The 13,367-nt window shown below is 70.9% G+C and carries 7 protein-coding genes; 5 read left to right on the top strand and 2 right to left on the bottom strand.

Going from position 1 to position 13,367, the window contains the following annotated elements; all coding sequences use genetic code 11:
- Nucleotides 1-37: 37 nt before the first annotated feature.
- From HALOF300_RS27325 to HALOF300_RS09760, 3 genes are read left to right on the top strand one after another with little or no spacing between them, the layout of a single operon-like run.
- Nucleotides 38-625 (top strand): CMD domain protein, encoded by a 588-nt coding sequence (locus HALOF300_RS27325; RefSeq protein WP_231955201.1) that lies wholly within the window; start codon nucleotides 38-40, stop codon nucleotides 623-625.
- 3 nt (nucleotides 626-628) lie between these two features.
- Nucleotides 629-1,330 (top strand): alkylhydroperoxidase domain protein, encoded by a 702-nt coding sequence (locus HALOF300_RS27320; protein WP_231955200.1) that lies wholly within the window; start codon nucleotides 629-631, stop codon nucleotides 1,328-1,330.
- Entirely contained in the window at nucleotides 1,327-1,971 is a 645-nt protein-coding gene (locus HALOF300_RS09760) for a VOC family protein (protein ID WP_156740772.1), read from the top strand. The genes HALOF300_RS27320 and HALOF300_RS09760 overlap by 4 nt, the downstream gene beginning before the upstream one ends.
- 123 nt (nucleotides 1,972-2,094) lie before the next feature.
- Here the strand turns inward: HALOF300_RS09760 and HALOF300_RS09755 are convergent, their stop codons facing one another.
- Nucleotides 2,095-3,153, bottom strand: coding sequence for a manganese catalase family protein (locus HALOF300_RS09755; protein ID WP_156740771.1), 1,059 nt, complete (start codon nucleotides 3,151-3,153; stop codon nucleotides 2,095-2,097).
- Nucleotides 3,154-3,303: 150 nt separating this feature from the next.
- Here HALOF300_RS09755 and HALOF300_RS09750 point away from each other — a divergent pair, with 150 nt between their 5' ends.
- Both HALOF300_RS09750 and HALOF300_RS09745 read left to right on the top strand, forming a co-directional pair.
- Nucleotides 3,304-4,488, top strand: a complete 1,185-nt coding sequence (locus HALOF300_RS09750; protein ID WP_156740787.1) for a Gfo/Idh/MocA family protein — start codon at nucleotides 3,304-3,306, stop codon at nucleotides 4,486-4,488.
- A 91-nt stretch (nucleotides 4,489-4,579) separates the two neighbouring features.
- Complete coding sequence (locus HALOF300_RS09745; protein ID WP_197522444.1) at nucleotides 4,580-6,532, top strand: sigma-70 family RNA polymerase sigma factor; 1,953 nt, start codon at nucleotides 4,580-4,582, stop codon at nucleotides 6,530-6,532.
- Between the two features lie 423 nt (nucleotides 6,533-6,955).
- Here the strand turns inward: HALOF300_RS09745 and HALOF300_RS09740 are convergent, their stop codons facing one another.
- Nucleotides 6,956-12,976 carry a DUF3320 domain-containing protein gene (locus HALOF300_RS09740; RefSeq protein WP_156740769.1) on the bottom strand — a complete coding sequence of 2,007 codons (6,021 nt, stop codon included), beginning with the start codon at nucleotides 12,974-12,976 and terminating at the stop codon, nucleotides 6,956-6,958.
- Between the last annotated feature and the right edge of the window lie 391 nt (nucleotides 12,977-13,367).

The following is a 13,367-nucleotide window of genomic DNA, read 5'->3' as shown; positions in this document are numbered from 1 at the left end:
GCGGGCCAGGCCATCAGCCCGACCACGAAGGAGAACGATGCCTGACGTCATCAACACGGTGCTGGACGTGGCACCGGGGGATCGCCTGGACCGGATCCGGGATTCCCGCCCGGCGGCGAAGGAGAACAGCCAGCGCACCTACGACGCGTTGTTCGCGCCGGTGGACACCGCCGACGTCACCCGGGTCGAGCGCCTGGCGGTCGCGGCGTTCGTGAGCCGTCTGCACCGGCAGGAGGAGCTCGCGGACCACTACGCGGTCGCCCTTGGCGCCGTGGATGCCAACCTGCTCGCCCTGGTCGTGGCGCAGGCCGACGCGGGCTCGGCGACCGGGCCCTACGGCGTCTATGCCGAGACCGGCCTGGCCGCGGAGTCGAGCGACGGCCTCCGGTTCGCCGTCTCCGAGGAGGGCGCAGTGGAGCTCGGCAGTCGCCTGAGCGCGGCGCTCGAACACGCCCACCTGCTCGTCTTCCGACCGAGGGAGGCCAGCCCCGAGGCGCTGCAGGCCCTGCTGGACGCCGGCTGGTCCACCACCGGCGTGGTCACCCTGTCCCAGCTGGTCGCGTTCCTGTCCTACCAGATCCGCGAAGTCCATGGCCTGCGCGTGCTGGCCACCACGGAGGCCTGAGCCATGACCGAGACCGCCGAGACGACCGAGACCGCCGAGACGACCGAGACCGCCGAGAGGGCCCGGGCCGACGGAGCGACCGAGGGAGCCGCGGAGCGCGTCACCATCCACCACGACGTGGCGCACCCCGAGGCCTTCACCCGCGAGCCGCTCGGCTGGCTGCCGTGGCTCACCCCGCTGCGCGAGGACGAACTCACCGAGCGGCACTACGAAGGGCTCGTGGAGCCCGCCCGCGCGAAGAACGAGTACTTCGCGCTGCTCGCCCGCGACCCCGAGGTGCTCGGCGCCCGCACCCGTACGGACCTGGACATCTTCTACAACACCGACGGCGGGCTGCCGCGGGCGGAGCGCGAACTCGCGGCGGCAGCGACCTCGCGGGTGAACGGCTGCGTGTTCTGCGCGTCCGTGCACGCCCGGCTCGCGGTCAAGGAGTCCGACCGGGCCGAGGACGTCGATCGCCTCCTCGCCGACGGTGTGACCACGGAGCTCGACCCCCGCTGGAACGCCATCGTGGCCGCAGCCGCGGCGCTCACCGCGACGCCGCCGGCGTTCGACGGCACCCATGTGCGGGCGCTGCGCGACGCGGGCCTCGCGGACGAGGAGATCGTCGACGTCATCAACGGATCCGCGTTCTTCAACTGGGCGAACCGGCTGATGCTCTCCCTCGGCGAGCCGAAGCTGCCCCGACGGCGGGCGAGCGCGTGAGCGTTCCGGCGATCCTGGATCACCTCGTCCTGGCCGGGCCATCCCTGGCCGAGCTGACGTCGTGGTTCACCGAGGCCACCGGCGTGGCTCCGGTGCCTGGCGGGACGCACCCCACCGGCACGGCGAACGCGCTGGTCGCGTTCACCGTCGCCGGCAGGCGGGGCCCGCACTACCTGGAACTGATCGGCCCCGACCCGGACCGCAGCACCACCGGGCCGGTCACCACGTTCGGCATCGACGAACGGGACGCGCCGGGACTGGCGACGTTCGCGGTCCACCCGCAGGACATCGAGGAGACGGTGGCGCGAGCGGCTCGCGGCGGTCACGACACCGGAGCCATCCGGCCGCTCTCGCGCACGAAGCCCGACGGCGAGGTGCTCTCCTGGCGGTTGACCCGGGTCCTCGAGGGCCGGCCCGACCCGGTGCTGCCGTTCCTCATCGACTGGGGCGCCACCCCCAACCCCGGACTCGGTGACCTGCCCACGGTTGACCTGGTGGCCGTGCGCGGCCGGCACCCCGATCCGGCCAGGGTTCGGCAGGTGCTCGACCTGCTCGGTGTGGACCTCGCCGTCGACGCCGCCGAGGAACCCGCCCTGACCGCCGTCATACGTGGCGCTGACGGGGACGTGGAACTGAACTGATCGCGGTCAACATGCGGCCCGCCGTCGACGGCGAACCGGACGAGAACTCCGAGGTCCCCGCCGGCATCGGCGGGCACGGCGGTGCGGACTCGATGTTGATCAGCGAGTTCCTGCGGTTCGGCCTCACTTCTTCCGGCTCGACCCCTTCGCTGACGTCTTCTTGGCCGACACCTTCTTCTTGGCAGCGGCCGACTTCTTCTTGGCAGCGGCCGACGTCGAGGTGTCCCCGGACGGGGTGATCGGTCCGTACAGCGGCTCAGGCTCGGCCATCTCGAGGTCCGCGGTCGCCTGGATGAGCGCCAGGAGTTCGGTGTCGAGACCCGGCGAGAACTCTTCGAACCGCTCCGGAGCGATCTCTGAGGGCACGCCGGCGGGCGCCTGCTCGCTCGCGTCGAGTTCGGTGCCGTCGTTCGAGGGCGACATCCCTCGGAAGATCTTCCCGGCCTCTGACGCGCTCGTCAGGTCGAACGTGTATTGCTTGCTCTGCAGGCCCAGGTCGACGAGCTTCTTGACCTCGGGGAACTTCTCAGCATTGGTTCTCGGGATCGGCAGCACCTTGGCCCAATCCACACCGAGCGTCTCGAGCGCCCGCGCGTATGCGTTCTCGTGCGCCTGGTCGCGGACGATGAGATAGGCGATGGTCGACCGCGCCGTCTTGTTCGCAGTCATCTCGTAGATCCGGCACTTCTGGAGTCGTCCGGTGGACTCGAGCATGAGGTTGTACAGGAGGTCGAGAACGAGGTTCCCGGAGTTGTAGACGTAGCTGCCGCTCCACGGGTTCCCAGCCGCGTCCACCGGCAGCGCACCCTGTGCCGCCACCAGATAGTGATGGATGTTGCCCTCGTCGAGCGCGATGTTCAGAGGTGTTGCCCCGCCCGCGCCGGGCGTGTCCAGAGGATCTGTCTTCTTCCCGTTGTAGCGCGGAGACCCGTCCAGCAGCCGTGCGATCGTGGTTCCGATCAGCTCGACGTGACTGATCTCCTCTGTGCCGATGCCTTGGAGTAGGTCGCGATACGGCTTACCGGTCCGACCGCGGAAGTTGATGCTCTGGAAGAGGTACTGCATCATCGTGCGCATCTCACCGAACTGGCCACCCAGGCCCTCCTGGAGCGCGTTTGCTGCCGCCGGATCGGGCTCGTCCGGGACGATCTCGTTGATCAGGCGTTGCACGTGCAGGTACATGGTTGCTTCTCCTTCGAAACGATGCCTGGGCAAACACTGTGAGCCCGGTTCGGCGACCACGCATCCTGGGACGGGCATGGCCGCCACGCCTATGCTCGGAGCGGTCCGGCACGGCGCCGGACACCAAGGCAGCGGAGAGGCTGGATGTCGATGAAGGACCTGCGGATCGGTGTGGTCGGATTCGGGGCTCGCGGCCCCCTCGCACGGGAGGCGCATCGCCCGGACGCGGGTGCTCGGGTGGTCGCCGTGTGCGACCCGAGCGAGCGGGCCCGCTCGGACGCCCGGACGGAGTTCCCGGACGCGCTGGTCACCGGTGACCTGACCGAGCTGCTCGGCCAGGGTCTGGACGCCGTCATGGTGCTGACCCCGGACGACCGGCACGCCGAGCCCGCCCTCGCCGCCCTCGAGGCCGGTGTGGCCGTGTTCTGCGAGAAGCCGCTCGCGGTCCGCATCGAGGACACCGACCGGATCCTGGCCACCGCCCGTCGCACCGGCGCCCGCCTGTACGTGGGCCACAACATGCGGCACATGCCCGTGATCACGGTGATGAAGGAGCTGATCGACGACGGCCGGATCGGCGAGGTCAAGGCCATCTGGTGCCGGCACTTCGTGGGCCACGGCGGGGACTACTACTTCAAGGACTGGCACGCCGACGCCAGCCGCAGCACGAGCCTGCTGCTGCAGAAGGGCGCGCATGACATCGACGTCATCCACTGGCTGGCCGGTGGGTACTCGCGGCGGGTCGCCGCCGTCGGGGCATTGAGCGTCTACGGCGACGTCACCGACCGCGCGGACCGGTCCGACGAGCGCATGTCCGAGTGGTTCAGCCTCGACAACTGGCCGCCGAGCGCCCAGCGCGGTTTGCACCCGATCATCGATGTCGAGGACCTTTCGATGATGAACATGGTGCTCGACGGCGGGGTGCTGGCCTCGTACCAGCAGTGTCACTTCACGCCGGACTACTGGCGCAACTACACCGTCATCGGGACGCAGGGACGGATCGAGAACACGGGGGACACCGCGGGCGCACGGGTGCACCTGTGGAACCGCCGGCACGACGGCGCCGCCGAGCCGGACGAGAGCTTCGAGGTCCCCGCCGGCATCGGCGGACACGGCGGCGCGGACTCGATGCTGATCAGCGAGTTCCTGCGGTTCGTGCGGGACGGCGGTCGAACCGAGACATCCCCGGTCGCGGCGCGGGAGGCCGTGGCCGCGGGGATCGTGGCCACCGCGTCCCTGCGCGGCGACGGCTCCGCGCTGCCGGTGCCCCCGTTGGAGGAGGACCTCGTCGCCTACTTCGACGCCGGGCAGCCCGGCTCGGGACGGGCTCACTGACCGGGCGGACCCCTCGAATCACTTACCCTTGGAGGCCTAACCCCACCAAAGGGCATGCATGGCACAGATGGCGTTGGGCTTCCCTCGTCAGGTGGCCGAAGCCAGGGACTGGCGCGAGGAGAGCGACGAAAGCATCCTCGCGGAGGTCCGGGCCGGGCACGTGGCGGTCTTCGCCGTGCTCTACGACCGGTATCGCGACCAGGCGATACGGTCGGCCAAGCGCAACGGCGCCGGCGAGCACGCCGAGGACGCCGTGCAGGACGCCTTCGTCGGGGTGCTCCGCGCGATCCGGTCCGGGGGCGGTCCGACGCAAGGTTTCCCCCCGTATCTCTTCGGCGCCCTGCGCAACGCTGCGATCGACCGGTCCAGGCGGGTCGGTGAGATCCCGGTCGACGACCTGGACGACGTCGCCGGAGTCGTGGGACCGATGGTGGTCGCCGACGCCAGTGACGACGTCCTGGATCGTGGCATCGTCACCGACGCGTTCAAGTCCCTGCCGGCCCGCTGGCAGCAGGTCCTCTGGCTGACCGAGGTCGAGGGCTACGGTCCCGCGGCGCTGTCCGAGGAGATGGGGATCAAGCCGACGGCGGTGGCCGTGCTTGCCTCCCGTGCGCGGAGCGGGTTCCGGTCGGCGTGGTTGCAGGCACACGTCGGTGCCGGACGCCGCGCCGACCTGCCCGCGGAGTGCGCCAAGATCGTCCCGCAACTGGGGGACTACGAGACCGGACGCCTCACCGCGCGGCGCCGGCTCGCGGTGCAGAACCACCTCCAGGGGTGCGTGGACTGCAGCGCCGTCGCGCTCGAGCTGACGGCGGTGTCGGAGAAGCTCGGCGCCGTCCTCGTGCCGGTGGTCATCACACTGCCGCTGTTCTTCCTGACCTCGACCGTCGTCAAGGCTGGCATCCTGCTCGGTGGCGCCGCCAGTGCGGGCGCCGCGACGAAGGCCGCGGGGACGGCCGGGACCACGGTGGCGAAAGCGGGCGCGGTGTCCGGTGGGGTCGCCGCGGCGCGCTCCGCCGGACGTGTGGTGAAGGCGAACCCGATCGTCGCGGGTGCCTCCGTGGCGATGGTCGCGCTCGTCGTGGTTGCGGCCGTGGCCTGGTCGAACCAGCCGCCGCCCGACGTGGGTGGCGATCCGGGCGCGGCCGTCACCACCGCCGCGGACCCCGGTGCCGGTGGCTCCAGCCCGGATCCGAGCGCGACGCCGACGGACACGCCGACCACCACCTCGCCGACCCCGACGCCGGCGCTGACTCCGACGCCGCCGACGAGCGCGCCGGAGGCGATGGCGCCCGTCCCCACGCCGCCCGCCGTGCCCACGAACCCCACGTCGCCACCGGCAACGGATCCGACACCAACGGACCCGGCGCCCGCGCCGGTCGATCCCACGCCCGTCGATCCCACACCGGTCGACCCCGACCCCACGGACGAGCCCACCGACCCGGGCGTCGAGCCTGCCACCCCTACCCTCGAAGGCCCGGAGCAAGAAGACCAGCACGTTGCCTTCGACATCGGCGGGTACGGGGAGCCGGGCGCGACGATCACGGTCATCGACGATGGCGGCGTAGTCGTGGCAACCGCCGTCGTGACTGAGGGCGGGACCTGGACCGCCCGCCCCGAGCCTCGAGCAGTCGAGACGCCGATCTACTACCGGGCCACCCAGACTCTCTCCGACGGTGACACATCCACGGCGCCGGAAGAACTCGGCCCGTACGTGTACCTCGCGCCAACGCTCAACATCGAGGCCGAGGTCGTGTGGGGCTCCGGTGGGGACTGCGGTCCCATCAACGGCAGCAACGTGCCCGGCATCGATTTTTCCGTCGATGGCACGCCGGGAGCGGACGTCCGATTCGTGCTCGATGGTGAGATCCGGCCAACCATTCACACACTTCGCAACGGCCACCTCGACGTGTGTTGGCCCAGCGAAGGCGCTCCGGAACTCAACGACGGTGAGCACACCGTAGGTGTCCAATACGTCAGCGGAACCGACGCTGTCGGCCGCCTCACCGAGATGTCGTTCATCGTTACCGACGCCCCGTCGTAGCCTTCGCGAAACTCCTTTCGATTCTCGCGTTATATCCGACAGTCCCCTGCGTCTTCCTAGGTACGGGCAGCTTCTGGCCGCCCGTGCAGGACGTACATCCGGACGGGAGCGAGAACGATCATGACCGGGCTTGGGCAGACCGCAGTGCCGCAGGGGGGCACTGGGTGGCGCGCGCCTGATCCGGATCACTCGCTCTCGGGCCGGGGTACCCGCCATACAGGGCGGAACTCACATCGACACCGTCTCCCGCGTTCGAGGCGTTCCCGGCTCGGGGGCCGTGGTTCGAAAAAGGGCGGTTGCGGCGTGAGTGTGGAGGGCTGACCTTCCGCACCTTCGGGGGTGTCTGCGGTGGCGGGGTTCCTGACGGATCCCGCCACCGCCGGTCAAGGTCGGTGGAGGTGCCACGACTGGTCCGATCGAGGCTCAGTCCGTGCCGGCGACGAGGTACTGGCCGCGTTCGGTGAGTACCCCGAGCGCGATCGCCGAACCGAGCGCCCGTTCGAGGCGGGTCCGGATACCGTCGGTCAGACGGGAACCACCGAACACGCCGTTCGTCGCCCGGAGCAGTTCCGCACTGGTGATGCCGGCGGACGCCCGCGCGAGGTCCGCCATCGCGTTCGCGATCTCCCGGCTCGAGACCTGATCCAGCGGCCGCACCGACGAACTCGTCTGGGTCCGGTAGCCGTGCCATCCGTCGGGATCCAGCTCCCTGGGCCAGACGAACTGGTCCTGGACCGGCAGGTCCGTGGGGACCGCTCCGAGGATCGCCTGGGCGCGGGCCCCGGCGACCTTGGTCAGTCCGAAACTGCTCGCGACCAGACGAGTGAGTCTGGCGGTGTGGATGGGACCCTCCTGGGCCACGATCGACTCGATCGCCTGCTGGACCTTGTGCGCGGCTCGCGCTGCCGGCAGTGCGTCCAGCACGGAACGCTGGCCGAGGGGTTGCGGATCCCAGGGCTGGAACGGGATGGCGAGCCCGACCGGGACCGCGGCCGGTTCGGGAACGTCGGTCATCGCCAATCCGGTCAGCATCGGCTGCGCAGGGACGCCCGCCGCAAGTGCCGTGCGTTCCGCCTCCCGCTCGGCCGACGCGCGCTCGACCTCCTTCCGCTCGGCCGACGCGCGCTCGACCTCCTTCCGCTCGGCTGCCGCGCGCTCGGCGGCGTGGGTCGCCTCGAGGAGCCGCCTCGCCTCGCCGTCGGGATCCTTCAACCAAGCGGGCAGCCACAACCGCTCCACGGCCGGCCACCGCATCATCGACGAGAGGACCTCGACCGGCAGTCCGTCGCGGTCACCGACGGTACCCCGGCCCGCCCACCCCGGCCCGTCCAGCAGCACGGCCACCACGGGGTGGTCGGGGCGCTCGGGCAGCGCCAGCGAGAGGTCCACCTTGAAGTCGGAGAGGCCGACATCGGTGTGCGCGACCAGGCCCAGATCCCGCAGGGACGCGGCAACCTGCTCACGGTGCCGGTCGGCGATGACCGTGCGCCGCGGCGCCGACGCGATGGTGCCGAGTACCTCGGGTCCGTGGGCGGCCATGTCCAGGTAGTTGCGCAGGTGCTTGATGCCCACGGACGACGTCTGCTCCGAGCGCAGCTGATCGGGGTCGAACGAGGAGAAGACCACCACCTGGCGCCGGGCCCGGGTCACCGCGACGTTCAGGCGACGCTCTCCGCCGGCACGGTTCAGCGGGCCGAAGTTCAGCGGCAGGACTCCGCGGTCGTTCACGCCGAACGCGGTGGAGAACAGGATCACGTCCCGCTCGTCGCCCTGGACGTTCTCCAGGTTCTTCACGAACAGGCCCTCGCCGTTGTCATCGAGAGCCGCACGGAGCCGTTCGTCGCCGGTGTCCCGCAGCAGCGACTCGATGTGGTTGCGCTGCTGGACGTTGAACGTGACCACCCCGATCGACGGCGTGCCATACGGGTGGGCGTCGAAGCGGCGCGTGATCTCCTCGACGATCGCGTCGGCCTCCACCGGGTTGGTCCGAAGCGGCCGGCCCCTCCCGGTGCGGTGGAACTGCCCGTCCACGCGCACCAGCGAGACGCCGACGCCGTCGATGTCGCGGGAGGCCGTCCCGTTGTTCGGCGCCGGGAACGAGGAGAGCCGGTTCTCGTAGTAGTGGGTGTTGCTGAACGCGATGAGCGACTCGTCCTTGCTGCGGTAGTGCCAGGACAGCCAGCGCTGCGGCACCCGGGACTGGATGCACTCGGTGAGGATGGACTCCTCGTCGTCGATGACGTCCCCGGTCTCGGCGGCGAACTCGTCGTCGCCACCCTCGAAGAGCGGCTCGCCGAACGACGTCGGCGGCATCTGCTTGCTGTCCCCGACCACGATCACCCCGTTGGCGCGGCCCATGGCCCCCACCGCGTCGGCGACCCTGATCTGGGAGGCCTCGTCGAAGACGACCAGATCGAACTGGTCGGCCCGCGCCGGGAAGAACCGGGCGAGTGAGTCCGGGCTCACCAGGACGCACGGCATGACCTGCGTAATAAGGTCCCCGTAGGTCCGCAGCAGGGCGCGGACGGTCAGGCCGCCTCGCTGTCGGCCGAGCTCACGGCGCAGCGCGCCGACCCTGCCACCCGCCTCCGGGTCGAACCGCCGGGACGCGAGCACCTCCCGCGGCACGATCGTGGTGAGGTGATCGCGGACCTCACGCGCCGACGTCGTGAAGCGGCTGATCGTGCGGCCGTGCCCGATCGGGTCGAAGCCGGCCAGGCCGGTGCTGCTGGACCGCTCGCTGACGGAGGCCGCGGCGACGCCGAGGTCCAGGGCGCGGACGGCGTCGTCGGCATGGACGACACCCTCGCGCAGCTGGTCGCGGGCCCGCGCCAGTCCGGCGGAGCGCAGCGGCTCGAGCCCGCCGAGGAAGGCTGCCCAACGGCGGGCCGGGAGCAACTGCGGGTCGTCGAGGTCACGGGCGGTCGTGGTCCGGGTCCAGGTGGTGAGCAGACCATGACGGGCTGCCCAGGGGGCGAACGGGTCCTCCGGAGCACCCGGCGCGGCCGCGCCGACGAGCGCGTCCAGCTCCGTGAACGCGGCCAGAAGCTGCGCGGCGACCCCGGCGGTGGACGGGTCGAGCTCGCCGATCCGACCGGTGGCGCGCGCGTCCAGGTAGCTCCGCAGTGCCGTGACGGCGGTCGCGGGGCTTTCGTCGGGCCCAGGAACCTGCGCGCGCGTGCTCGAGGACATCGGGTCCGGGGTCAGGGCGCGGGCGGCCCAGTGCGACCAGGCGAGCTCGCCGTCGAGGCGCTCGCGGTGCTCGAGTATGAGCGGGTTCCAGGCCGGGGGAAGGTGTACCCCGGGCGTCTTGTCGGCAAGATCGCGGACCTGCGTGGCGGCGTGCGCGGCGCCGGCCAGCATCGTCGTGATCTCGACGAGCTGCTTGTGGCTGACGTCGGCGTCCGGTCGCAGGCCCGGTCGGAGGGTCTCCAGGACCGCCTTCTGTCGGCGCCGGCGGCCGAAGAAGCCGGACGCGGCCGCCGACTGGGCGGCGGCGTGGATGTCCGGCACGGGCAGGTCCAGCACGCTCGGGAGGGCAACCCGGGCGACGGCGTCGCCGTGGTCGCGTACGAATGTCGCCAGGGAGGTGCTCAGGTCGGTCCGGGTTCGCTGACCCGCCGGGGATCGCACCGCGTCGAGGTCGGCGAGGACCGCGGTCGACGTGGCGATGGTGACCACCGCGTGCAGCTCTCGGACGGACCGTGCCGCGGACACCGCTTCGGCGAAGTGGCCCACGAGTGCCTGGGCGGCGGCATCGACCGCCGCGTCCACCCGTCGGACGGCGCCGAGCAGGGCATCCGCGGGCACGGCTTGCGGGTCCACGAGCCCGACGAAACCCCACGGGTGGTCAGGTCGGGGCTGAGCCGGGTCGGCGACGTCGGGCAACACCTCAAGGGCCCGTCGCACACCGGCCAACACCGCGGGATCGGCGTCCGCGACCAGCCCGGCCGGGACGGGCAGGGCGTGCGGCTCGTCGCGCAGCGTGAGCCGCTGGGTGTGCGCCGAGTACAGGGACAGCCCGGCGCCGTTCGGCTCGTGGAGCTCGGCCGCGTAACGGGCCAGGCGGCGACGGGTCGAGCGGAGGGTCTCGGTGGCTGCCGCGAAGCCCTGGGAATCGGTGTCGATGGCGAGTTCCAGCGCCCGTGAGATCTGCGCGCGCACCGCGTTCGGTCGGCTGGCCCGGTCGTGCAGGTCGATCGAGAACGGCCCCATCCCGACGTCCTCGAGCCTGCGGCGGACCACGTCGAGCGCGGCACGTTTCTCCGCGACGAACAGGACCCGCTTGCCCGCGGCGACGGAGCGAGTCAGCAGGTTCGTGATGGTCTGCGACTTCCCGGTGCCCGGTGGGCCCTCAAGGACGAACGTCCGGCCGGCCACCGCCTCGGCGATCGCGGCTAGCTGGGAGGAGTCCGCCGGCACCGGGCAGCCGCTTGCGAGCTCGTCCAGGTCCACCTCGGCGGGCGGGGGAGCGGGGTCGGTGAACGCGTCCGTCGGGGTGTGGATCAGGTGGTGCACCAGGGGGTTGTGGTCGAACTGCTCCCAGTTCTCGTCGAGGTCCTTCCAGAGGCGGAACTTGGCGAACTGCAGGATGGCCAGGTCCGCGGTGGCCTCGACCCGGAAGTTCAGACCGGCCTGGACCAGGGCAAGGCGGGTCGCCGCGAGTGCGGCGTCGAGGTCCACCCCGGCCTGGTCGTCGGGCGGTTCGGCCAATCCGGGGATCTCGAGATCGAAGAGTTGCTTCAGCTTCTCGAGCAGGCAGAAGTTCGGGGTGGACGAACCCGACTCGTCCAGGGTGAAGGTGTACGCGCCGGCCTTGGACCGGGTCCGCAGTGTGACCGGGACCAGCACCAGGGGTGAACGAAGCCGCTCGTTGCCGATCGACCAGATCAATGACCCGAGCGCCAGGTAGAGATTGTTCGCGCCGGTGTCCTCCACGATCGTGCGGGCCCGGTGCGCCAGACCACGCAGTCGCCCCTGGTACGCCGCGTCGGGGACGTCGGAGTAGACCGCGCGTCGTTCGTGCAGCAGGGAGGTGCGCAGTTCCTCGTCCAGATCGGCTCCGACGCTGATCCCTCGCTGGGTGTGGACGGCGTCGACCGCGTCCGCCGGCAGCAGACTGATCGACGCGCCGGCGTTGATCGTGTCCTCGAAGCGAGCGAGCTCACCCGGCGGTACGGCCAGGTGGATCGCGTTGCGTTCGGAGAACTTGATCAGCTTGTTGCCCAGGCTCAGGTCGAGCAGGGCGTTCTTCCACTGCTGGACCCGCGGCGGGACCTTGGCGCGGCTCGGCCCTTCGCCATCCGAGCCCTCCCGTGACCCGCTGCCCGACGGTGCCGCACCCGGCGGAGTGTAGGTCGGTGGCCGGTACTCGACCACGACGACGGTGCCGTCATCGGTGCGGACCCGGGCCGGAAGTGGCAGGATCCGGTTGCGGCGGGCCTCGTGGACGTCCAGCACTCCGTACACGTCCCGCAGATCGCCGGTGAGGAACCGGGCGTACGGCTGCCGCGCCACGCTCTCCCGGTCTGGCAGCTCCGTCGAGGTGACGAGCGTGGTCTCCATCAGGCCGATGACCCCGACGTCGATCAGGTTGACCACACGCGAGGTGTCGATGTCGTAGACCACGCCGAGTGACGTGGGCTGACGCCAGTACCCCAGGAACGCGTGCCCCGCGACGATCCACACCAGTGGCCGGATCCCGGCCTGCTCGAGGGCCGCCGCGAGCACGACGACGGTGTCGAGGCAGGTTCCGATCCGGCCATCCAGTACCTCCCCCGGCGTGCGCACCTTCTGGCCGTGGGCGGACCAGCTGGACGGGGCCTCGGCGTACCGGATGCCACGTGCGTGAGCCGCGGTGAAGATGGCGCGGGCGAGTTCGTCGACCCGCTCCGGTCCGGACTGGTAACCCTCGAGCGAGGCACTGCCGGTCTCGGCGCGGAGGATCTCGCCGGCTTCGCCGAGCAACCGTGAGATCGCGGGGTGGTTCGGCATCACGAACGAGGCGAGCACCTCGGTCGTCACCGGGTGCTCGGACCGGAGCCAGTGCTGCGCCGCCAGGAGCCGGACCGGGAGCGCGATCCGCGCGAGTGGCTCGGCGACCACGGCGCTCTCGTCACGTTCGTCGCCGTCGAGGGGCGGGAGCAGGTCCACGACGATCTCGGCGGGCCGGTCCTCCTCGACCTGCGCCATCGCCGACGGGTCGAGCACCAGCGGTACATCCCGCACGATCGTCTCCTGGCCGCCGGCGAGGTCCACGACCACCACGCACGGGCGGGCGAGCTCGCCCTGGACGTCGAGCACCCGAACGCGCAGCCGTGCCCCGAGCAGGTCGACGTCGTGGCTGGCGATCCGCACCTGCCCCACCACGGCCAGGCCGTTGTGCGCCATCGCGTAACTGAGCACGTCGAGGGCATCGACATCGAGCGAGATCGGAGTCGTCATCTACGTGAACCTGCTGGCTTCCTGAGCGGCGGGACTGCTGCGTTAGCAGAGTGTCATGGATCACCCACATGGGCCGCGTCGCTCGGCCGCGCGCCGGTGTGTGTCCACGCGTTGCGCCACTGACCCACCCCACGGGTCAGTGGCGCAACGTTCGGGAAGGGCCCCGTTCGGGCGGGCTGCTCGGCGCGATGTCGGTAGTGGATGTCATGGTCGGTGCAGTGGGTGTTCGGAGGGGATTCGAACCGGGGAGGCGACGATGATGTCGGTGCAGGAGCAGGTCGCGTGGGTGGCTGAAGGGGTCGAGGTCTGGCTGGCGCGGTCGCGCTTGGCCGCGATCGACTGGGAAGTGGTCGAGTCGGGTGGGGCCGGGCCAGGTGGGCGGGGGGCGCGG

Source organism: Occultella aeris, from assembly GCF_902703175.1.
In the GTDB taxonomy this organism is placed as follows: domain Bacteria; phylum Actinomycetota; class Actinomycetes; order Actinomycetales; family Beutenbergiaceae; genus Occultella; species Occultella aeris.
This window is presented reverse-complemented; position numbering and strand designations above follow the sequence as displayed.